Source organism: Serratia sp. MMO-28, from assembly GCF_037199905.1.
GTDB lineage: Bacteria > Pseudomonadota > Gammaproteobacteria > Enterobacterales > Enterobacteriaceae > Chania > Chania oryzae.
Genome location: NZ_JBBCVB010000007.1, coordinates 147,030 through 167,661, shown reverse-complemented (window position 1 = coordinate 167,661; position 20,632 = coordinate 147,030). Strand labels below are relative to the sequence as shown.

Annotated in this window: 22 protein-coding genes and 1 riboswitch; of the genes, 5 read left to right on the top strand and 17 right to left on the bottom strand. The window is 55.2% G+C overall.

Annotation, left to right across the window (positions count from 1 at the left end; genetic code table 11):
* Positions 1 to 60: 60 nt before the first annotated feature.
* The 6 genes from WG891_RS08535 to moaA form a co-directional block, all read right to left on the bottom strand.
* Complete coding sequence (locus WG891_RS08535; protein WP_076940968.1) at positions 61 to 768, bottom strand: Bax inhibitor-1/YccA family protein; 708 nt, start codon at positions 766 to 768, stop codon at positions 61 to 63.
* A 250-nt stretch (positions 769 to 1,018) separates the two neighbouring features.
* Complete coding sequence (gene moaE, locus WG891_RS08530) at positions 1,019 to 1,471, bottom strand: molybdopterin synthase catalytic subunit MoaE (RefSeq protein WP_337262115.1); 453 nt, start codon at positions 1,469 to 1,471, stop codon at positions 1,019 to 1,021.
* A gap of 2 nt (positions 1,472 to 1,473) precedes the next feature.
* Entirely contained in the window at positions 1,474 to 1,719 is a 246-nt protein-coding gene (moaD, locus tag WG891_RS08525; protein ID WP_337262114.1) for a molybdopterin synthase sulfur carrier subunit, read from the bottom strand.
* Positions 1,716 to 2,195 (bottom strand): cyclic pyranopterin monophosphate synthase MoaC, encoded by a 480-nt coding sequence (gene moaC, locus WG891_RS08520; protein WP_337262113.1) that lies wholly within the window; start codon positions 2,193 to 2,195, stop codon positions 1,716 to 1,718. The genes moaD and moaC overlap by 4 nt, the downstream gene beginning before the upstream one ends.
* Positions 2,196 to 2,198: 3 nt before the next feature.
* Entirely contained in the window at positions 2,199 to 2,711 is a 513-nt protein-coding gene (gene moaB / locus WG891_RS08515) for a molybdenum cofactor biosynthesis protein B (RefSeq protein ID WP_076940961.1), read from the bottom strand.
* 121 nt (positions 2,712 to 2,832) lie between these two features.
* A complete protein-coding gene (moaA, locus tag WG891_RS08510) occupies positions 2,833 to 3,819 on the bottom strand; it encodes a GTP 3',8-cyclase MoaA (RefSeq protein WP_337262112.1) in 987 nt (328 codons plus the stop codon).
* Positions 3,806 to 3,947, bottom strand: a riboswitch (molybdenum cofactor riboswitch). Its footprint overlaps the gene before it by 14 nt.
* A gap of 261 nt (positions 3,948 to 4,208) precedes the next feature.
* Here moaA and WG891_RS08505 point away from each other — a divergent pair.
* On the top strand, positions 4,209 to 5,129 hold the full coding sequence (locus WG891_RS08505) for a gluconeogenesis factor YvcK family protein (protein WP_337262111.1): 921 nt from the start codon (positions 4,209 to 4,211) through the stop codon (positions 5,127 to 5,129).
* 1 nt (position 5,130) lies between these two features.
* Here WG891_RS08505 and WG891_RS08500 read toward each other — a convergent pair whose 3' ends face one another.
* The 3 genes from WG891_RS08500 to WG891_RS08490 all read right to left on the bottom strand — a co-directional run bounded on the left by WG891_RS08500 (position 5,131) and on the right by WG891_RS08490 (position 8,321).
* Positions 5,131 to 5,376 (bottom strand): VF530 family protein, encoded by a 246-nt coding sequence (locus tag WG891_RS08500; RefSeq protein WP_337262110.1) that lies wholly within the window; start codon positions 5,374 to 5,376, stop codon positions 5,131 to 5,133.
* 97 nt (positions 5,377 to 5,473) lie between these two features.
* The gene (gene uvrB, locus WG891_RS08495; protein WP_337262109.1) at positions 5,474 to 7,486 is read right to left on the bottom strand and encodes an excinuclease ABC subunit UvrB; all 2,013 of its coding nucleotides are present in this window, start codon (positions 7,484 to 7,486) and stop codon (positions 5,474 to 5,476) included.
* Positions 7,487 to 8,081: 595 nt separating this feature from the next.
* On the bottom strand, positions 8,082 to 8,321 hold the full coding sequence (locus tag WG891_RS08490) for a hypothetical protein (protein ID WP_337262108.1): 240 nt from the start codon (positions 8,319 to 8,321) through the stop codon (positions 8,082 to 8,084).
* Positions 8,322 to 8,605: 284 nt separating this feature from the next.
* Between WG891_RS08490 and WG891_RS08485 the strand changes: the two genes are divergently transcribed.
* Positions 8,606 to 9,316: an ABC transporter ATP-binding protein gene (locus WG891_RS08485; RefSeq protein WP_337262107.1), complete on the top strand. Its 711-nt coding sequence runs from the start codon at positions 8,606 to 8,608 to the stop codon at positions 9,314 to 9,316.
* A gap of 9 nt (positions 9,317 to 9,325) precedes the next feature.
* Here WG891_RS08485 and bioD read toward each other — a convergent pair whose 3' ends face one another.
* The 4 genes from bioD to bioB are packed head-to-tail and all read right to left on the bottom strand — an operon-like array spanning position 9,326 to position 12,944.
* A complete protein-coding gene (gene bioD / locus WG891_RS08480; RefSeq protein ID WP_337262106.1) occupies positions 9,326 to 10,012 on the bottom strand; it encodes a dethiobiotin synthase in 687 nt (228 codons plus the stop codon).
* Complete coding sequence (bioC, locus tag WG891_RS08475; protein ID WP_337262105.1) at positions 10,005 to 10,772, bottom strand: malonyl-ACP O-methyltransferase BioC; 768 nt, start codon at positions 10,770 to 10,772, stop codon at positions 10,005 to 10,007. The genes bioD and bioC overlap by 8 nt, the downstream gene beginning before the upstream one ends.
* Positions 10,756 to 11,907, bottom strand: a complete 1,152-nt coding sequence (bioF, locus tag WG891_RS08470; RefSeq protein ID WP_076940947.1) for an 8-amino-7-oxononanoate synthase — start codon at positions 11,905 to 11,907, stop codon at positions 10,756 to 10,758. The genes bioC and bioF overlap by 17 nt, the downstream gene beginning before the upstream one ends.
* On the bottom strand, positions 11,907 to 12,944 hold the full coding sequence (gene bioB / locus WG891_RS08465; RefSeq protein WP_337262104.1) for a biotin synthase BioB: 1,038 nt from the start codon (positions 12,942 to 12,944) through the stop codon (positions 11,907 to 11,909). Before bioB ends, bioF begins: the two co-directional genes overlap by 1 nt.
* Before the next feature lie 91 nt (positions 12,945 to 13,035).
* Here bioB and bioA point away from each other — a divergent pair, with 91 nt between their 5' ends.
* Together bioA and WG891_RS08455 are read left to right on the top strand one after the other, a co-directional pair.
* The gene (gene bioA, locus WG891_RS08460; RefSeq protein ID WP_337262103.1) at positions 13,036 to 14,310 is read left to right on the top strand and encodes an adenosylmethionine--8-amino-7-oxononanoate transaminase; all 1,275 of its coding nucleotides are present in this window, start codon (positions 13,036 to 13,038) and stop codon (positions 14,308 to 14,310) included.
* Between the two features lie 79 nt (positions 14,311 to 14,389).
* The gene (locus tag WG891_RS08455; RefSeq protein ID WP_337262102.1) at positions 14,390 to 14,872 is read left to right on the top strand and encodes a kinase inhibitor; all 483 of its coding nucleotides are present in this window, start codon (positions 14,390 to 14,392) and stop codon (positions 14,870 to 14,872) included.
* A gap of 142 nt (positions 14,873 to 15,014) precedes the next feature.
* Here the strand turns inward: WG891_RS08455 and WG891_RS08450 are convergent, their stop codons facing one another.
* The 4 genes from WG891_RS08450 to pgl all read right to left on the bottom strand — a co-directional run bounded on the left by WG891_RS08450 (position 15,015) and on the right by pgl (position 19,608).
* Positions 15,015 to 15,389 carry a hypothetical protein gene (locus tag WG891_RS08450; protein ID WP_337262101.1) on the bottom strand — a complete coding sequence of 125 codons (375 nt, stop codon included), beginning with the start codon at positions 15,387 to 15,389 and terminating at the stop codon, positions 15,015 to 15,017.
* Between the two features lie 197 nt (positions 15,390 to 15,586).
* The gene (locus WG891_RS08445; RefSeq protein ID WP_337262100.1) at positions 15,587 to 15,976 is read right to left on the bottom strand and encodes a lysozyme inhibitor LprI family protein; all 390 of its coding nucleotides are present in this window, start codon (positions 15,974 to 15,976) and stop codon (positions 15,587 to 15,589) included.
* Positions 15,973 to 18,267, bottom strand: a complete 2,295-nt coding sequence (locus WG891_RS08440) for a pesticin C-terminus-like muramidase (RefSeq protein ID WP_337262099.1) — start codon at positions 18,265 to 18,267, stop codon at positions 15,973 to 15,975. Before WG891_RS08440 ends, WG891_RS08445 begins: the two co-directional genes overlap by 4 nt.
* 345 nt (positions 18,268 to 18,612) lie before the next feature.
* The gene (gene pgl / locus WG891_RS08435; protein ID WP_337262098.1) at positions 18,613 to 19,608 is read right to left on the bottom strand and encodes a 6-phosphogluconolactonase; all 996 of its coding nucleotides are present in this window, start codon (positions 19,606 to 19,608) and stop codon (positions 18,613 to 18,615) included.
* Positions 19,609 to 19,783: 175 nt separating this feature from the next.
* On the opposite strand from pgl, the gene WG891_RS08430 reads away from it, so the two are divergent.
* Entirely contained in the window at positions 19,784 to 20,605 is an 822-nt protein-coding gene (locus tag WG891_RS08430) for a pyridoxal phosphatase (protein WP_337262097.1), read from the top strand.
* Positions 20,606 to 20,632: the final 27 nt, after the last annotated feature.

The following is a 20,632-nucleotide window of genomic DNA, read 5'->3' as shown; positions in this document are numbered from 1 at the left end:
GAATACCCTATGGATTGCGAACCGCAGCCAACAACGCTGCGGCTTGAAAGACGAGAGGAATCAGCGGCGGTTGCCCAGAATACGCAACAACATCAGGAACAGGTTGATGAAGTCAAGATACAGCGTCAACGCGCCTACGATGGCGTATTTGCGAAAGCCGTCGCGGTCGTCAGCATTCAACTGCTCGCCCAGGGCCTTCAGTTTTTGCGTGTCATACGCGGTCAAACCGACAAACACCACCACGCCGATATAGGTAATCGCCCAGGTCAGCGCCGGGCTTTTCAGCCAGATGTTAACCAGCGAAGCCAAAACAATGCCGATCAGCCCCATAAACAGCATGCTGCCAAGGCCGCTCAGATCGCGCTTGGTGGTGTAACCGTATAAGCTCATAGCACCGAACATCCCGGCGGTGACCACGAAGGTGCTGGCGATCGACGCGCCCGTATACACCAACAGGATACTGGACAGAGTGAGCCCGGTTAACGCCGAATAAAGCATAAACAGCCCGGTGGCCGCCGTGCCGCTAAGGCGGTTCACCATGCCGGAAATCACAAACACCAGCCCCAACTGGGCAATAATCAGGCCGAAGAACGTAATCTTGCTAGAGAAAATAAAAGACATGATCGCTTCACTTTGTGAAGCATACCAGGCCACAAAAGCGGTCAACAGCAAACCACAGGTCATCCAGCCATAGACCTGCGCCATATATGCCTGAATGCCGCTGTTGGCACGCTCAACGATCGAACCATTACGTGGATATCGGTCCATGACGGTTACCTTTTACATGTGAACTAAGTTTTGGGGAAACACCCCTGCCAGTAGTAAGCGTATCACAGAAAACGTTATGCGGAACCGGCAAAGGTATTGATTTATACTCGTCATACTTCAAGTTGCATGTGCGTTAGCTGCGCTCGTTCACCCCAGTCACATAGTGTTCTATGCTCCTGGGGCTTCACTCCCTTGCCGCCTTCCTGCAACTCGAATTATTTAGAGTATACTTCCGCTGTTGATACGGGATTTACCAACGCTTTGCGGCCTGCCGATCGGAATCACGGGCTTCAACCCAGCGCTCACCTTGATCGGTGGCTTCACGCTTCCAGAACGGCGCGCGGGTTTTCAGATAATCCATAATAAACTGCGCAGCTTCAAACGCTTGGCTGCGGTGCCCGCTGGTCACGCCAACCAGCACAATCTCATCACCGGGGAACAGATCGCCGACGCGGTGGATCACCGTCACCCGCTGCAACGGCCAACGTGCGCGCGCTTCGGCCACAATTTCTGCCAACGCTTTTTCGGTCATGCCGGGATAATGCTCCAGCGACAATGCGCTGACGCCATCCCCCAGATTATGGTTACGCACCTTGCCGGTGAAGGTGACCACCGCACCATCATCGTCACACTGCGCCAACCATAGGTACTCTTCGCCGACGCTGAACGGGGCCACGCCCACGCGGATACGGGTATTTTCCACGTTTAGCCCCCGGTGACCGGTGGGAAAAACGCCACTTCGTCGCCCGCCTGCAGCGGATGTTCACTCGCGACCAAGGATTGGTTGACCGCCATCAGCAGCTTGCCAGACTCCAGCGCCAGCGCCCAGCGCTCTCCGCGCTCGCACAGCGCCTTGCGCAACGACTCGACCGTTGGATATTGCGCCGGTACGGCCAGGGTTGCAGTGCCCACCAGTTCACGCACCTGGGCGAAAAAAAGAATATTGATCATAGCTCCACCTTGAAATCACCGGATTTGCCGCCGCTTTTCACCAGCAGCCGTACCGGCCCGATCACCATGTCTTTCTGCACCGCTTTACACATGTCGTAAATGGTGAGCGCCGCCACCGAAGCGGCGGTGAGTGCTTCCATTTCCACCCCGGTTTTCCCGGTCAGGCGGCAGCAGGTTTCGATACGCACGCGGCTATGTTCCGGCTGTGCCTCAAGCTGCACTTCAACTTTGCTCAGCATCAACGGGTGGCACAGCGGGATCAGTTCCCAAGTGCGTTTCGCCGCCTGAATACCGGCAATGCGTGCGGTGGCAAACACATCCCCTTTGTGATGGCTGCCGTCGATTATCATCGCCAGCGTTGTAGCATGCATTGCAACAAAAGCCTCGGCGCGCGCTTCACGCACCGTCTCCGCTTTAGCAGAAACATCCACCATATGGGCTTCGCCAGCGGCATTGATATGGGTTAACTGGGTCATAAATTATTTCTTCATATGGGGCAGGAAGTTGCACGGACGATGTCGGGCATCCAACTGCTCTTCAATAATGCGCTCCCACGCGGTGCGGCAGGCGCGGGTGGAGCCCGGCATGGCAAAGATCACCGTCTGGTTGGCAATACCGGCCAAAGCACGCGACTGAATGGTGGCTGTGCCTATCTCTTCAAACGACACCATGCGGAACAGCTCACCAAACCCTTCCACTTCGCGATCAAACAGCGGCAACAGGGCTTCAGGTGTGTGATCACCCGCGGTAAAACCGGTGCCGCCGTTGATTAACACCGCCTGCACCGTCTCGCTGGCAATCCACGCAGAAACCTGCGCACGGATCTGGTAAATATTGTCTTTGACGATGGCACGCGCCACCACCTGATGCCCGGCTTCCTGTGCGGCGTCCTGCAGGTATTGGCCGGAGGTATCTTCCGCTTCGCTGCGGCGATCCGAGACGGTCAGAATAGCAATCTTTGCCGGAATAAATTCGCTGCTGGTCTGGCTCATAGTTAAATGTGCTCCCCTATTATGGATACCCGCTAGGTTTCAAGCCGTAGCCTGACAAAGGGATCGGCGCATAGCCCCTCACCCTAACCCTCTCCCCCAGGGAGAGGGAACTTGGTTAGTATCAGCCACCGATAAACGATAAGTTCTGCGTGATCCCGCTGTTGCCCTGATGCAAGAAATGCGTCTGCTTTTTAGTACGCAATCCCCCCTGAATCCGCATCTTCAACTCTTCGAGCTGAGCGTCATCCGCCAGCAGATCGCGCAGGGTAATGCCCTGTTCACCGAACAGGCACAGATGCAGATTGCCAATGGCAGAGACCCGCAGCCGGTTGCAACTGGCACAGAAATCTTTCTCATAAGGCATGATCAGCCCAATCTCGCCCTGGTAGTCCGGATGGCTGAACACCTGCGCCGGGCCGTCGCTGTAGCCGCGTGCCAAACGCTGCCAGCCCTGTTGTTCTAACTGTTGGCGGATCACGTTGCCGGAAATATGGTGCTTGCGGAACAGCTCACTGCCTTCGCCAGTTTCCATCAGCTCAATAAAACGCAGTTGGATCGGGCGATCTTTAATCCAGTGCAGAAAGGCGGCCAGTTGCTGGTGGTTAACGTCACGCATCAGCACCACGTTGACTTTCACCTTGTGGTAACCGGCGGCAAAAGCGGCGTCGATACCTTCCATCACCTGACGGAATTTGTCCTGCCCGGTGATGGCGTGAAACTGGCGCGGATCGAGGCTGTCAACGCTGACGTTAATCGCCGTCAGGCCCGCATCGCGCCAACGGGCGACGTCACGCGCCAGGCGGTAACCATTAGTGGTCACTGCCAGCGTGCGGATCGCCGGGTTTTCGCGCACGGCGGCGACGATCTCGGTAAAATCGCGGCGTAACGACGGCTCACCACCGGTCAGGCGTACCTTTTCGGTACCCAATTCGGCAAAAGCGCGGCTGACGCGGCGAATTTCATCCAACGAGAGGAAGGTATTGGGATGGCCGCTCGGTTTATAACCGTCCGGCAGGCAATAGGTGCAACGGAAGTTACACACGTCGGTAATCGACAGGCGCAAGTAATAAAACTTGCGCTCAAAAGCATCAATGAGTTGCGGTACCATAACACCTTCCAAATACGGGAGATGCGAGCGTTTCCACTCTGCACCCTGGTGGCTGACTTCGCCACGGCCCAGGCACCCTATTGTTCGTGGAACAACGTAGGCACAAAGGCTAGGAGTTTGGATTTCAATCCTGATTACCCGAGGTAACCTGAATGAAACCGTGGTTTTCAACAGAATTCTAGCGCGAAACAAATGCGATAGCCATCGCGCAATTTCGCTATATAATTTTATATACAGCGATTACTGCAGCGCCAAGTCTGGTTATCCATACTAAACATCTCTTACGCCGGCGAATTGATTATAATCACGCAAATCACACTCTTTTTCGCGTTTCACCGCCAAATCCGCTACGTTATGCGGGCAGTTAACGCCCAGTATTAAGGAATTTTATGCGCAATCGAACCCTTGCCGATCTCGATCGGGTGGTGGCATTAGGTGGCGGCCATGGTCTTGGCCGCGTGATGTCGTCTCTGTCGTTTTTAGGATCCCGCTTAACCGGTATTATCACGACAACCGATAATGGAGGCTCTACCGGCCGTATCCGCCGTTCCGAAGGGGGGATCGCCTGGGGGGACACCCGCAACTGCCTGAACCAGTTGATTACCGAACCGAGCGTGGCATCTGCAATGTTCGAATACCGTTTCAGCGGTAATGGCGAACTGGCGGGGCATAATCTGGGGAATCTGATGCTGAAAGCCCTGGATCATCTCAGCGTGCGCCCGCTGGAAGCGATCAATCTGGTACGCAACCTGTTGAAGGTCGACGCGGCGCTGATCCCAATGTCGGAACAACCGGTGGACCTGGAAGCACACGATCACGAAGGCCATCAGATTTATGGCGAAGTAAACATCGATCAACTGGCGCAGATGCCGCAGGAACTGATGCTCTCCCCGCATGCGGTGCGTGCCACGCGTGAAGCAGTAGATTCCATCGCGCAGGCCGAACTGATCCTGATTGGGCCTGGCAGTTTTCTCACCAGCCTGATGCCGCTACTGCTGCTTGAGGATCTCACCCAAGCGCTGCGCCGCAGCAGCGCCAGCATGATCTATATCGGTAATCTGGGCCGTGAGCTGAGCGTGGCCGCAGCCGCACTGACGCTCAAGCAGAAACTGGAACTGATGGAAGAGAAGATCGGCCGGAAAATGATTGATGCAGTGGTGGTGGGCCCGCATATCAACACCGACGAAATGCACGATCGCATCGTGGTAAAACAGCCGCTGGAAGCCGCCGACGTCCCTTACCGCCACGATCGCCAGTTACTGCGCCAGGCGCTGGAGCAGGCGCTGGTGCAACTGGCTACCCGCACCTAGATCAGTCCCTGCCGCGATGCCAAGGGTTATCGCTGACGGTGCTGATATAGAGATCTTCCACCTGCTTGCGCGCCCACGGCGTGCGGCGTAAAAACTTCAGGCTGGACTTGATGCTCGGATCGCTGCTGAAGCAGTTGATGCGGATGCGTTCAGCCAGCCCGCTCCAGCCATAATGCTCCACCAGCGTGTTCAGTAATTGTTCCAGCGTAATGCCGTGTAGCGGATCTTTTGATGAATGTGCAGTCATGATCGGCAGCTCGTCTCAGTAATCGGGGCGCATACCTTAATCAGCAAACTCGCAGGCGGCAAGGAGTTTATCCCCGCCGCCGTTCACACAGGCATACTTATGAAATCGCAATAAACTGCTCGCGCAGTTGATGAATCTCGTCACGCACCGCAGCCGCCTGTTCGAACTCCAGGTTTTGCGCATGAGAATACATCTGGCCTTCCAACTCGCGGATTTTCTGCTCCAGCGCTTTTGGTGTGAGGTGCTGGTAGCGAGCCGCGCTTTCCGCCGCCTTGCCTTTCCCTTTGTGTTTGCCGCGTGAACTCGGCTGCCCCAGTTGCATAATATCGGCAACCTTCTTGTTCAGCCCCTGCGGGACAATACCGTTGGCTTCGTTATGCGCCTGCTGCTTGGCACGGCGGCGTTCGGTTTCCCCTATCGCCTTGGCCATGGAGTCGGTAATGCGGTCACCGTACAGAATCGCCTTGCCGTTGAGGTTACGCGCCGCACGGCCAATGGTCTGAATAAGCGAGCGTTCCGAACGCAGGAAGCCTTCTTTGTCTGCGTCCAGGATCGCCACCAGCGACACTTCCGGCATATCCAGCCCTTCCCGCAGCAGGTTGATCCCCACCAGCACGTCGAACTCGCCAAGGCGTAAATCACGGATGATTTCGACACGCTCTACGGTGTCGATATCGGAGTGCAGATAACGCACCCGTTCACCGTGTTCCTCAAGGTATTCCGTCAGGTCTTCCGCCATCCGCTTGGTCAGCGTCGTCACCAGCACGCGTTCGTTGATCGCCACCCGCTTGCGGATCTCGGAAAGCAGATCGTCAACCTGGGTAGCAACCGGGCGGACCTCCACTTCCGGATCCAGCAGCCCGGTTGGGCGCACCACCTGATCGATAATATCGCCACCGGATTTCTCCAGCTCATATTTGCCCGGCGTAGCGGAGACGTAGATGGTTTGCGGTGCCAGCGCTTCAAACTCTTCAAAGCGCATCGGCCGGTTATCCAGCGCCGAAGGCAGGCGGAAGCCGTATTCCACCAGCGTTTCTTTACGCGAGCGGTCGCCTTTGAACATCCCGCCGATCTGCGGGATGGTAACGTGCGATTCATCCACCACCAGCAGGCCATCGGCGGGCAGATAGTCAAACAGCGTCGGCGGCGGCTCGCCCTCGCCGCGCCCGGAGAGATAGCGTGAGTAGTTTTCGATACCCGAGCAATAACCCAGTTCGTTCATCATCTCCAGATCAAACTGGGTACGCTGCGTCAGCCGCTGCTCTTCCAACAGCTTATTGTTGGCCAGCAGCACTTTACGCCGCTGCTCCAGTTCCACCTTGATCTCTTCCATCGCCTGCAGGATGCGTTCCCGCGGTGTGACATAGTGGGATTTCGGGTAGATGGTGAAACGCTGCACCACCTGCTCGATCTGGCCGGTGAGCGGATCAAACAGCGACAGGCGTTCCACTTCCTCATCGAACAGTTCAACGCGCAGCGCCAGCTCGTCCGACTCCGCCGGGAAGATGTCGATCACTTCCCCGCGCACGCGGAAGGTGGCGCGCTGGAAAGCCTGATCGTTGCGGGTATATTGCAGCTCGGCCAGGCGGCGCAGGATCGAGCGCTGATCGATGATCATGCCTTTGGTCAGGTGCAGCATCATCTTCAGGTAGAGATCGGGATCGCCCAAACCGTAGATGGCGGAAACCGAAGCCACTACCACCACATCACGCCGCTCAAGCAGCGCCTTGGTGGCCGAAAGACGCATCTGCTCGATATGCTCGTTCACCGAGGCATCTTTCTCGATAAAGGTATCAGAACTCGGAACGTAGGCTTCTGGTTGGTAGTAATCGTAGTAGGAGACAAAATATTCCACCGCATTCTCGGGAAAGAACTCTTTCATCTCGCCGTAAAGCTGTGCCGCCAGGGTTTTGTTCGGCGCCAACACCATGGTTGGCCGGTTGAGATCGGCGATCACGTTGGCGATGGTAAACGTCTTGCCCGATCCGGTCACCCCCAGCAGGGTCTGGTGAGCCAAACCATCTTCCAGCCCCATTTCCAGTTTGCGGATAGCTTCTGGCTGATCGCCAGCCGGGGCAAAATCCGAGTGCAGTTTGAAAATTTTGCTCATATATACCCTAAATCATTCAAGTGGCAGGAAGGCGGCGGGGAAGTGCCTACTGGCAACGGCTCCTAAGTATGGGAAACCCTAACGATCTGCGCCAGCGCTTATGATACTGGATATAAAACCAGCTTCAAGCGGATTTGTCGCTTTAACGTGCGTTAACGCGCCAGCAGCGCACCGGCAGGGTTACAGTAGGGTGACATTTTTATTGTCAACCGCCATTTTATCCCCAGACTCGCGCAATAATTAACATTTCGATGGCATTCCGGCCAAAAATGATGCACCGAGCATCAGACGGCTATGGGTTTGCTTGATTTTAGTTAACTTATTGATAGTTATTGGTTTTAAAAAAAAGACGAGAATGCGGACAACGCGGACACAACCCGCGCCCGCTCTCTGTTTAGGCCGCTTTTCTAAGTATCATGCACAAGGTTATCCACAGGAATAGTGGATAACTCACACCACCCCACGGGGGGCGGGAGTTACAGAAAGAACGCTTTTCTCGTTAAAACGTCGCCTAAGGCGATTTTTTAGTTATTTTTTCACAAAAATATGGCTTTGGTTATGACAATTAATACTAAAAGGATCCGCACTCAGGAACTTATTTTCCGCTCTGTTCACTGCGGAACCCTTTGCTGCCATAAGCCGCTTGGCCACTTGCACCATTTGCTATCAACGTCGCACCACAAAAGTGCAAGCGGGCACTCAGTTCGTCAGGCTTCTTTCTCACCGCCACCGCCTGGCGCCCCACCAGCGCCACCTCGGCAATTAACAAAAAAATAACATCCTTCTTTTGCGCTAAGCTCCTAAAGTTGGCCTGGGAATTGCTCAATTCTTTCACACACCGCGCCACCACTCCCGATGCTGGCAGGAGCGCTAACGGAAAAATCATCGACTGCACGCGGTGAGAAAATCGACATTGGCATCTAAAATAGGCAATAGCAGCAATAAGCCGCCAATAGCGGCCATTTTCAGCTATCTTGCCTGGGCTTTTACCCCCCTATTCGGGCACATTGCATGGCATTTTGTTCTGGAGATCACCACACTTGGGAGAGAAACCGCTGACATCGCCGGAGGGGATCACCCCATCCACCAGTGAACACGCCTCTTTGGGGAGAATGCCAAATGCTAAGTTTACGCGCAGTGAATCAATACTATGGGCATCACCATACGTTGTGGGATGTGAGCCTCGAACTGCCACGCGGGCAATGCACCACTCTGCTGGGCCGCAACGGCGTGGGTAAAACTACGCTGGTCAACTGCATTATGGGGCACCTGCCGATTGTCAGCGGTAGCATGACCTGGCAATTGGCCGATGAACCTCCACAGAATCTGTTGCAGCAGCCGATGGAAAAGCGGGCGGCGCTGGGTATCAGTTACGTACCGCAGGGGCGGCAAATCTTTTCGCAACTGAGCGTGGAAGAAAACCTCCAGATAGCCCTCCTGGCCGGGCGCGACAGAACCCGGCGGATTCCAGCCATGATCGATAGCCTGTTCCCGCATCTGCGAACCCTGCTGCTGTATCGCGCCGGGGATCTGTGTGGCGATGAACAGCAGCAATTGGCGATCGCCCGTGCGCTGGTGCTGGAACCGGCGTTGCTGATCCTGGATGAGCCCATCACCGGCCTGTCACCTTCGCAGGCGAGCGAGATCGGCCATCTCATCCGCAGGCTGAACCACGAATGGGGCATGACCATTTTACTGGTAGAACACAGGCTGCCGTTTGTGCGCCACGTGGCGGATCGTTTTTGCCTGATGGATCAGGGCCGCAGCGTCGCCAGCGGCCCCCTGGAACAGTTAGATGAGGAGTTGATTAATACTTATCTTGCGGGATAAACCCGCCGCTCAGCCCCGCGCTTGCAAAGCCGCAAGATCGAGATATTGCCCCAGCGCCTGTTGCTCTATCTGCGGCAGGTGCGGGATCTCCCCCAGCAGCGGTGCTGGCAGCATACGGCGCAGCGTGGCGAGATACTCAGCGTGGCGCTTGCCGGGCTCGGTGACATCATTGGCAATCCAGCCAGCCAGGTGCAGCCCCGCCTGCTGAATCGCCTGCGCCGTGAGCACAGCATGGTTGATGCAACCGAGCTTGATGCCCACCACCAGGATCACCGGCAACTGCTCCTGTTGCACCCAGTCAGCAAAGGTGTGCTGCTCAGAAAGCGGGGTAAACCATCCGCCCGCGCCTTCCACCAACAGCCAGTCGGCACGCTGCTCGAGCTGGCGTAAACCGGCTGAAAGCTGCGCCAGCGCGATCGGGCGATTTTCAGCCAGGCTGACAATATGCGGCGACGTCGGCTCTGCAAAGGTGTAAGGATTCACTTCGGCGTAAACCAGCGGCACGCTGCTGTTTTTCTGCAACGCCAGCGCATCCGCGTTACGCAGGCCATCCGCCGTCATCTCGCTGCCGGACGCCACCGGCTTATAACCCGCACAGCGTAACCCGGCAGCGCGGGCAGCCTGCAACAGTGCGCTGCTGGCCACAGTTTTGCCCACTTCAGTATCGGTTCCGGTCACGAACCAGCGCTCAATCACGATAAATCACTCCATAAATCAGATGATAACTGAGTGGAAACAGGCCGCGATGGCGAGGATAAGCCGCCTGCAATGCCGCTAGCCGCTGGCGGGAAAGCAAGCCCGCCTCACGCCCTTGGTGCAAATGCGTAGCACCTATTCCTTTCAGCGAACGCATCAGCGCCATCACGTCCGGGTATTCGAGGGTTTGCCACTCGGCTTGCAGACGGTGGCGATAAGCGCCACAGGCGGCAGCGATGCGCGCCAGGGGCAGGAAATCATTCACATGGCGTTCACCGTCCACCTGTTGCCAGGCATCCCCCAATTGGTGCAAAGAACCTGCCGCCAGCGTGGAAAACAGAATCACACCACCGGGCCGCGTCACGCGGTACAGCTCCGCCAGAGCACGTGGCAGATCGCCGCACCATTGCACCACCAGGCTGCTGAAACTGATATCGACCGCCGCCGTGGGCAGCGGGATCTGCTCAATATCCCCTAACAGGTAGCGATCTGCCGCCTGCCCTTGACGGGCGAAGGCCAGCATGCCCGGTGCCAGATCGAGCGCCGTCACCTGCTTGCCCTGATCGCGCCAGCGGCGGCTGAAATAACCGGTACCGCAACCCGCATCCAACAGTTGCTGCCCGGGATGGTTCAACCCCATCCCCAGTAAGCGTTCACCCACCTCACGCTGCAACAGCGCTGCGGCATCGTAGCTTTCCGCCGCGCGGCTGAACGCCGCAGCCACTGCCGGTTTATTCACCCCATCACCGGCTAACGTCATGCAGCACCTCCAGCAGGCGATCGATATCCTGCGGCTGATGGGCCGCCGTGAGAGTGATGCGCAACCGCGCGCCGCCCGGCGGTACCGTGGGCGGGCGAATGGCGCTGACCCACAGCCCCTGTTCACGCAGGCGCTGCGCCAGATCGAGCGCTCGCTGGTTGTCCCCCACCAGCAGCGGTTGAATGGCAGTATCGGAGTCGGTTAACGTTAAGGGCAAACTCGCCACCCCGGCACGAAAACGCTGAATATGGTGCTGTAACTGGCTGCGCAACGCCTCCCCTTGCTGGACACAGCTTAACGCCGCCTGCAAAGCACAGGCCTGCGCCGGAGGCATCGCGGTGCTGTAAATCAGATGGCGGGCAAACTGCAGCAGATATTCCGCCAGCGGTTCATCGCATAAGATCGCCGCACCGCTGACGCCAAACGCCTTGCCAAAGGTCACCACCAGCACTTCCGGGTGCACCCCTTGCTGCCAGCAGCTGCCACGCCCCTGTTCACCGCGCACGCCAATACCGTGCGCATCGTCCACCATCAGCCAGGCTCCGGCGTGCTGCGTCAGACGGTGCAGTTCAGCCAGTGGCGCGCTGTCGCCATCCATGCTGAATACGCCTTCGGTGATCGCCAACTGTTGGCCAGCGCAAGGTTTCTCTAGCAATGCGGCCAATGCCTGCGGCTGATTATGGCGAAAACGCCGCAGTTGCGCCGGTGAGTGAGCGGCCGCTTCCAAGATTGACGCATGGCAGAGCTTATCCGCCAGCATGCGATCGTCGGCCTGCATCAACGCGGCCAGCAATGCCTGATTGGCGGCATAGCCGGAGATAAACAGCAACGCGCGCGGGTAACCGAGCCAATCTGCCAGCTGTTGTTCCAGCTCATGGTGCGGCTGGCAAAAGCCGGTGACATGGCCTGAACCGCCGCTGCCAACGCCGTAGCGCGCGGCGCCCTGCTGCCAGGCGGCGATCACTGCCGCATGTTGGCTAAGCCCCAGATAGTCATTGCCCGAAAAATTAAGATAGCGCTGCTCGTTAAGCAGCAGATAGCGGCCATTGCCACCCTGATTGACCTGCCGCTGACGGTAAGCGGCGGCACGCTGCCGCTCGCCCAAGGCCTGTTCGATACGTTGTTGCCAGCTCATTACGGTGCCGCGTTGTAGAACTCAGCGTTATCGGCATGCAGTAACTGCTCGGCCAACACCTGCTGTTGCTGATTATCGCCATGTGCGGTGGCAGTTTGTTGCGGATTCAGCCCCAGTTTACGGAACAGTTGCCGATCTTTATCTTCGTCCGGGTTGGGCGTAGTGAGCAGTTTGCAGCCGTAGAAGATCGAGTTGGCACCGGCCATAAAGCACATCGCCTGGGTCTGCTCGCTCATCTGCTCACGGCCAGCGGACAGGCGCACATAGGACGATGGCATCATAATGCGCGCAATGGCAATGGTGCGGATAAAATCAAAGGGATCAACGTCAGCATTATCGGCCAGCGGCGTACCTTTGACTTTCACCAGCATGTTGATCGGCACGCTCTCCGGTGGCTTGGGCAAATTCGCCAGCTGTACCAGCAGCCCGGCGCGATCGTTCACCGTCTCACCCAGCCCGACAATGCCGCCAGAACAGACTTTGATGCCCGCTTCACGCACCTTATCCAGCGTGTCCAAACGTTCCTGATAGGTACGGGTGGTGATGACATTGCCGTAAAACTCCGGTGAGGTATCCAGATTGTGGTTGTAATAATCCAGGCCAGCTTGCGCCAGGCGTTCAGCCTGAGTCGCCTCCAACGTGCCCAACGTCATACAGGTTTCCATACCCAGCGCTTTTACCCCTTGCACCATCTGTTGCAGATAAGGCATATCGCGCTCGTGCGGGTTTTTCCAGGCGGCACCCATGCAGAAACGGGTGGAACCGGCGGCCTTGGCCTGACGCGCGGACTCCAGCACCTGTTCCACCTGCATCAGCCGTTCAGATTCCAGCCCCGTTTTATAGCGTGAACTCTGCGGGCAATACTTACAATCTTCTGGGCAGGCACCGGTCTTGATCGACAACAGCGTGCTAACCTGCACCTGCTGCGGATCGAAATGCTGACGGTGAACGGTTTGCGCTTCAAACAACAGTTCAAGCAGGGGTTTATCAAACAGCGCCTGGGCTTGCGCGGTTGTCCAGTGAATGCGATCGGCCATTGACGGCGTCTCCAAAGAGAAGAAAAAGTGTCGTCAGTGTAAATATTGCGGATATACTGTCAACCATTCTATTTTGTTTTGGTTTACAACAATGTCCCTCTCTGATGACGATCTCGCCTTCGATCAGCGCCATATCTGGCACCCCTACACCTCCATGAGCCATCCGTTGCCCTGTTATCCGGTTGAGTCAGCGCACGGCGTTGAGCTGCAGCTGGCGGATGGCCGCCAGTTGATCGACGGAATGTCATCCTGGTGGGCTGCGATCCACGGCTACAATCATCCACAGTTGAACCAGGCGGCAGCGCAGCAACTGGAGAAGATGTCGCACGTGATGTTCGGCGGCATTACCCACCCCGCGGCGATTGCGCTGTGCCGCCAACTGATCGCCATGACGCCAGAAGCCTTGCAATGCGTGTTCCTGGCCGATTCCGGCTCTGTGGCGGTGGAAGTGGCGCTAAAGATGGCGCTGCAATACTGGCAGGCGCGCGGAGAGCGGCGGCAGCGGATACTGACCCTGCGCCACGGCTATCACGGCGATACCTTCGGTGCCATGTCGGTGTGCGATCCCGATAATTCCATGCACAGCCTGTATCAGGGCTATCTCGCGCCACACCTGTTTGCCACCGCACCCCAGCGCCGTTTTGATGAACCCTGGGATGAGCAGGATATCGCCCCCTTCAGCGCATTGCTGGAGCAGCACAGCGGGGAGATCGCCGCCGTGATCCTGGAACCCATTGTGCAAGGGGCCGGTGGTATGCGGATTTATCACCCCACCTATCTGCAACGGGTGCGTGAACTGTGCGATCGTCACCAGATTTTGCTGATCGCCGATGAGATCGCCACCGGCTTTGGCCGCACCGGCAAGCTGTTCGCCTGTGAACATGCGGGCATCGTGCCGGATATTCTCTGCCTGGGTAAAGCGCTGACCGGCGGCTATATGACTCTATCTGCCACCCTGACCACCCGTTCGGTCGCGGAAACCATCAGCAACGGTGCGGCAGGCTGCTTTATGCATGGGCCAACCTTTATGGGCAACCCGTTGGCCTGCGCGGTCGCCAGCGCCAGCCTGAACCTGCTGGCAGAGAACCGCTGGCAGCAGCAGGTCGCAGCTATCGAGTCTCAACTCAGGCAACAGCTAATGCCTTTGGCTGCTTTGCCGAAAGTGGCGGATGTGCGCGTTCTGGGGGCGATTGGCGTGGTGGAAATGCGTGAACCGGTGAATGTAGCGGCATTACAGCGCGAATTTGTTGAACGCGGCGTGTGGATCCGGCCCTTTGGTAAGCTGATCTACCTGATGCCGCCTTACATTATTACGCCGGAGCAGCTCACGCGCCTGACGGCGGCAATCGCCGCCGCGGCAGAATAACCCGCAGCGATAGGGTTGGATTGTTCAGGCAAAACAATCTAATTTAAACGCTCTGCACTTTCGACAACAGGGAGTCACTATGGCTTTTCGTTTGTACAGTCACGATCTGCAAGACGGCGCAAAAATGCCGGAACGGCAGGTATTTAACGGTATGGGTTACCATGGCGATAATCTTTCGCCCCATCTGGCCTGGGATGGCGCACCGCAGGGCACCAAAAGCTTTGTGGTGACGGTGTACGATCCCGATGCCCCGACCGGCTCCGGCTGGTGGCACTGGGTCGTGGCCAATATTCCGGCTCAGGTGCATGAACTACCTCAGGGGGCCGGTTCCGGCATGCCTGGGTTGCCAGCAGGTGCCGTGCAGACCCGCACCGACTTCGGCAAGGCAGGTTATGGCGGTGCGGCACCGCCGCAGGGGGAAAGCCATCGTTATCAGTTCACCGTCCACGCGCTGGACGTGGAAAACATTGAGGTCGACGAAGGCGCGAGCGGTGCAATGGTGGGTTTCAATATTCACTTTCACAGCTTGGGCAGTGCCACGCTGACCGTGATATACAACTGACATTCTTACACGGTAAGTTGCAGGTGTGTTAATTACACATTTTCCTGCAACTTTTACATGGCTCTTTTTCGGCGATTTCTCTCGTTTATAGAGCAAGAGGTTATGCACTGAACAAAAGGACCTCAAGAAGATCTTTTTGATATCACTGTTTTGGCCCTATACCTGTACCCGTTGGTTTTATTGAGTCAGAGTGAATCCAACCACTAACTTGCTCGCCATTTTTTTTAAAGTACATAATAGATGAAAAGCCTTTATAATCTGCATAAGCATTAACCAAATCACCTTTGACAATAAATAATCCTTTTATTTTACAACCCTCATCAGGAGCACTATAAAAGTAAACTTTCTTATTACCACTGACTACATAGCCTGATTCATTTGATGAAATGATAGATTGATATCTCTCAGCCAAGGAATTAATTTCATCACACCCAGCCCACGATAAAAACGATGTAATGAGAAATAACAATGCATACCTCACAATACCCCCCCTTTGCATAGCCCAGATATGTAGCATATCCTGCTCGTTGAAGCCCTCTAGACAAGTCACAAGGGTCGGAGTACTCAAACAAATTCCCCTTAAACGTTAAACACTTCCAACAATATACGCAGAACCGAAGGATATAAAGAGGAGCATCAAAAGATCCCCCCAAAAACGAGATCATTAGCGTATATTTCACCTCAACATAAAAGTGACAAAACAAGGTGAACACTCTAAATACTATTGATTATCTTTGCTAATTCCTCAGTTCTTTTATCCGACATTTCAACTACACACTGATTAATTGTAGTTTCATATGCTTGACTCACTTTATCTATTTGAAAAGCATAAACTTCACAATTACTATCTCTGAATTTTATCCATACACGCTGAGAAACTTTAACTTTATTCAAGTAAGTATCTCTTAAATCACCATGGCTCGAATATACAGATTTAATCTTGGATATTAATAATTCATATTGTTCATTTAACTTGCTGTCAGCGACGTTTTTTTTCTCTTTAGAACATAAATATACCTGATTACTATTATTAATATCATCACAAAAACTTTCGCAAAAAGCGAAAGGTGAAAAAAATAAAACAATTAAAATATACTTTTTCACTCTGCACTCTCCAGATATCTCACTCGATGTCTACCTTCCTCATATTGAGAAATGGCAGGAGTGTTTCTTATGTAATTAATCAGCTCTTGCTTGTCATTATTTGAACCAGCAAGCATTGGCCTAGGCCCTTGAGTAAAGCCCTGATAGACGAAATCAACTAATACCTCTTGTATCGGTATATCCAACTCATCCCACTCTTTTGCACTAACTACATCACGAGTCCAGGATTTATAATTATTAATGGCTCTTTCAATATATTTAGGGTATACAATGTCAAAAAGTGATTCTTGTTGAGAAAGTGTTATTTCCCCGATATCAACTTTATTTTCAGAAACAAAATCCCTAGCTCTCCCACCTTTTAATCCAGCCCCGTTAGATATTTTACTTGCTTGAGTGCTTTCGATACCAGAAGCTATCATGTCGTTGTATACTTCAACTCTAGAACGCCCTCCCATATCATAGCCTCGCCCTAATGTAACGCCAGACAAATCATTCCCTGGCCAATGAATTACACGGCTATAATAGATAGATGATGGAACATTATTTCCCTCTGCGTCATATGTTAACTTACCTTTTATTTCTCTCTTTCTAGGCTTTGAACTGACAGCCTCCAAAAAAGACACTGGATGCAAATGCCACAACGCCTCTCCACTGCGGAGCTCTGACACATGCTTCATCCACACCATCGCGTTGATATGCTGCCGGTTGTATTCCGCATCACCCGGAAAACGCTTAGCCATCTCCGCCAGCGTCCCCTGCCACAGCGCCGAACTCGCATCATGAACCCATTCGCTGTGATGTTTCACAATAAACCGCTGCAGCTGATCCTGGATATGTTTTTCCCGGCAATGCAGATGCTTCCAAAGCTCACTGTTAGAGATCTTCCCGTCTCCGTCCAGATCCATCTGTCTCAACAGCCGTTGATACCCTTCCGACACCGCGGCCGAGTACATCCCTTTTGTGTTGCTGTCCGCCTGCACCTTCAACCGTTCAAACACATCCCGGAACCACGGCTCCTGCCTCGCCTTCAACACATCCTGCGGCGGCGCATCCTCCGCCAGCAATACAAAACCCCGCTTGGCCAGGTCAAACTGATTGATGACCGTCACTTCGCCAGCAGGTAGCCAGGAATTTTCACCCGCGATGTAGTACCAGTCCTTCCCCTCCACCGTCTTTTTGTCGGACTTACTCATAGGGGTAAACCGATCTTCATGGGTCGTTAACGGATCATCCTCTTCACCACACACTACAAACCGGTTTTCACTCTCACTGTACATATACCGCGTTTTCCCAGCCAGTGACCGGACAAGCGGCTCTCCCTTCGTCACTCCCGCCTTGTTGGCCACAAAATCCGGCAGCCGGCTGTCCTGACTGAACACTTCCAGATGGCAAAAGTGATACGGGGCTTCAAAGGGCGATTCATGCCGCCCCATATGCCCGATAACGTCACCGGCGTTCACCCGGATAGCCTCATCCCCCTTCAGCGTCACCACCTCATTGAGAATCCCTTTCTTTCGCGCAGCCTCCATCCATACCGGCACCGACCGCTGCTCTCGCTTCAGGTATTTGGCCAGCCCGGACACCCACCCCGTCATGCCAGCTTCAACGGTCGACGTTCTCCCCTCCGGCACTGTTTTCACCCGCATGAACACAAACGGGGCCACCTTGCCATTCAGGAAGAAATTCGCTTCCTCCAGGATTTCCACCACACTGCCACGCGCCAGAACAGCCTGGCTCTCGACCGGAACGGCATAAGGGAGCCGCCCCTCCGTCGATGTCGGAATAGCCGCGCCTTGGGGCAATCCACTGCGTACCCACCCAAGAGTTGGGTTGTCCTGCCGTACTTTCAGCGAACTCGCCGCCACCTTGGCGGTCGGGTTAGCCCCCACGCCATACACCGACAACGGAGCCAACTGCACCCACAGCGTGTAAAAATCCAGCGCGTTATCCGGCTTCTCCACATCGGGCGTACAGGTCGATTTGATCAGCACAAACGTTGACGTGAAGCGAAAGGCTTTCGGGAGGGAATTGTGCTTGTACGCCGCTGTCAGATAATCATCATTTAGCCGGTAAGCGACAATGTGGCCATCGGTCATCGCTTTCAGACCGCTATGGCCCTGACCGCTCGGGTTGTACACACCACCGGCATAGAAACGGTCATTCAGGTGGATCCCACCGTGCCAGTGGCCCTGCTGTTTGAACAACCAGAAAGTATCCCCCTGGCTTCCCTGCAACGCCGACATCAACTCACCAGCAGATGAATAGCCCTCAACGGGCAGAACCATTTTCATGCCACCAACTCCTGTAAAAAACGTCCCTAGCTAACATCCGTAACTATGTAGACATGTCCAGACGCACCCACGCTAATACTTTCTAAACTAAGAACATCTGAGTTTCAAGCTACTGACAAAACCTGTTACTAGAGAGAACATCTCAATGGTGTCACAGCGGTATAAACCGTCAACACCGAAAGCTGGCTTGAGCGACTTTAATGTTGTTTTACAGTTAGGCCTAAGAGTATGCTCTATCCTATCCCTAAGAGCACAAAACCCACACATATCAGGTTAAAAGACTTCTTTATCACCAACCTCCAGGGTTCAGCACGCTGAACCCTGGAAATGTCACAACCGGTTTGATTATTTAGCCAGCACGCTCACCCACATCGGGCCTTTGCCTACCGGATAACGCGCCAGCATAGTCAGCACACCGCGATCTTGATCGATGGCACAAACTTCAACATGGCCGGATTTCTGGCCGGCAGAAATCACGAAACGCCCGCTGTGATCGATATTAAACCCGCGCGGCTGCTCTTCCGTTGGATGATACCCCACCACCGCAATGCGGCTTCCGTCTGCGGCAACGCTGAAGATAGTCAGAATACTGGCGGTCCGATCGCTGACATACAGGAAGCGGCCATTCGGCGTGATATGAATATCGGCCGCCCAACGGGTGCCGGTAAAATCGGCCGGCATCGCATCCAGCGTTTGCACCAGGGTATATTTGCCGCCGTGTTCACCAATGGCGAACACGTCTACCGTGCCGTCCAACTCATTCACACAATAGGCAAACTGATGGTTCGGGTGGAACGCCATATGACGTGGGCCAGCACCGGCGGCAGTTGGCACCGCTTCCTGAGCATGTGGCGTCAGTTGGCCTTCCTGGCTCAGATCAAACAGGCGGATGCGATCTTCTTTCAGGCACGGTATCAACAGCAACTGGTTGGTGGGATCGATATTCGCCGAGTGCGGCGCGGTCAGGCCATCGATCTGCTGAATCGGCGCGGTGACGACGCCGTCGCGGCCAATCGGGCTGACGCTGGCGCAGTTGCCGCTGTAAGAAGCGGAGAACAGGTAACGCCCCTGCAAGTCGGTGGAAATATGGGTCGGGCTCCCCGGCAGAGGTGCCATACCCGCTTCCTGTAGCGAACCATCAGCCTCAATGCGGTAGCTGACGATGCCAAACGCCGGGCGCACGCCAACGTACAGGTGGGTTTTGTCGGGGTGGATCGTCATCGGTTGCACCTGCCCCGGTGCATCGACCGTTTGCAGCAGCGACAGCGCCCCTTGGTCGTCTAACTGCCAAACGTGGATCTGCTGGCTTTCCGGGCTAGCAACATAAACGATTTGCTTCATTCGCGCTCCTTAAATGAGAAAGAGTAACCGGTTTCAGTTTTTACGGTTTGCTCTAGCTTACCTGACATCTGTCACATAACAACCCCGCGATGGGCAGGAAAACCGCGCGGTTTTATCGCGCGGCTATCCGTTGTACCATTCGAGTAATTTTCTTGCCAACAACCATGAGATCGCTATGAGCTACCGTGTTATTGCCCTTGATTTGGACGGCACCCTGCTGGACAACCAGAAACGCATCTTGCCGCAGTCGCTGGCCGCCCTGGCGGAGGCACGCGCCGCCGGGATCCAGGTGGTGATCGTCACCGGCCGCCACCATGTTGCTATCCACCCCTTCTATCAGGCACTGCAGATCGACACACCTGCTATCTGTTGCAACGGCACCTACCTGTACGATTTCCAGCAGCAAAAGGTGCTGGCCGCCGATCCGCTGGCAAAAGATCAGGCCAAGCTGGTGCTGCAGATGCTGAAACAGAGCGGCATCCACGGCTTGATGTATGTGGATGATGCCATGCTGTATCAGGAAACCAGCGGCCACGTGACACGTTCCCTGGCATGGGCAGAAACCTTGCCGCTGGCACAGCGCCCGACGCTGTTGCAGGTCAACAGCCTGGTTCAGGCCGCCGACGAGGCGCAGGCGATCTGGAAGTTCGCCACGTCGCACGGCGATATCCCGGCCTTACACCACTTTGCCGAAACCGTGGAAAAAGAGCTGGGCCTGGCCTGCGAATGGTCATGGCATGATCAGGTGGATATCGCCCAAGGCGGTAACAGCAAAGGCAACCGCCTGCAGCAGTGGGTGGAATCACAGGGCCTCAGCATGGCCCAGGTAGTGGCATTTGGCGATAACTACAACGATCTGAGCATGCTGGAAGCCGCTGGCCTGGGGGTCGCGATGGGTAACGCCGATGATGCCATCAAACAACGTGCCGATATGGTGATCGCCGATCACCTGCAACCCGGTATCGCTGAAGTGATCCGCACGCGGGTGCTTGGCTAGTCAAATGCCGCCCTCTTCTGCCAGAAG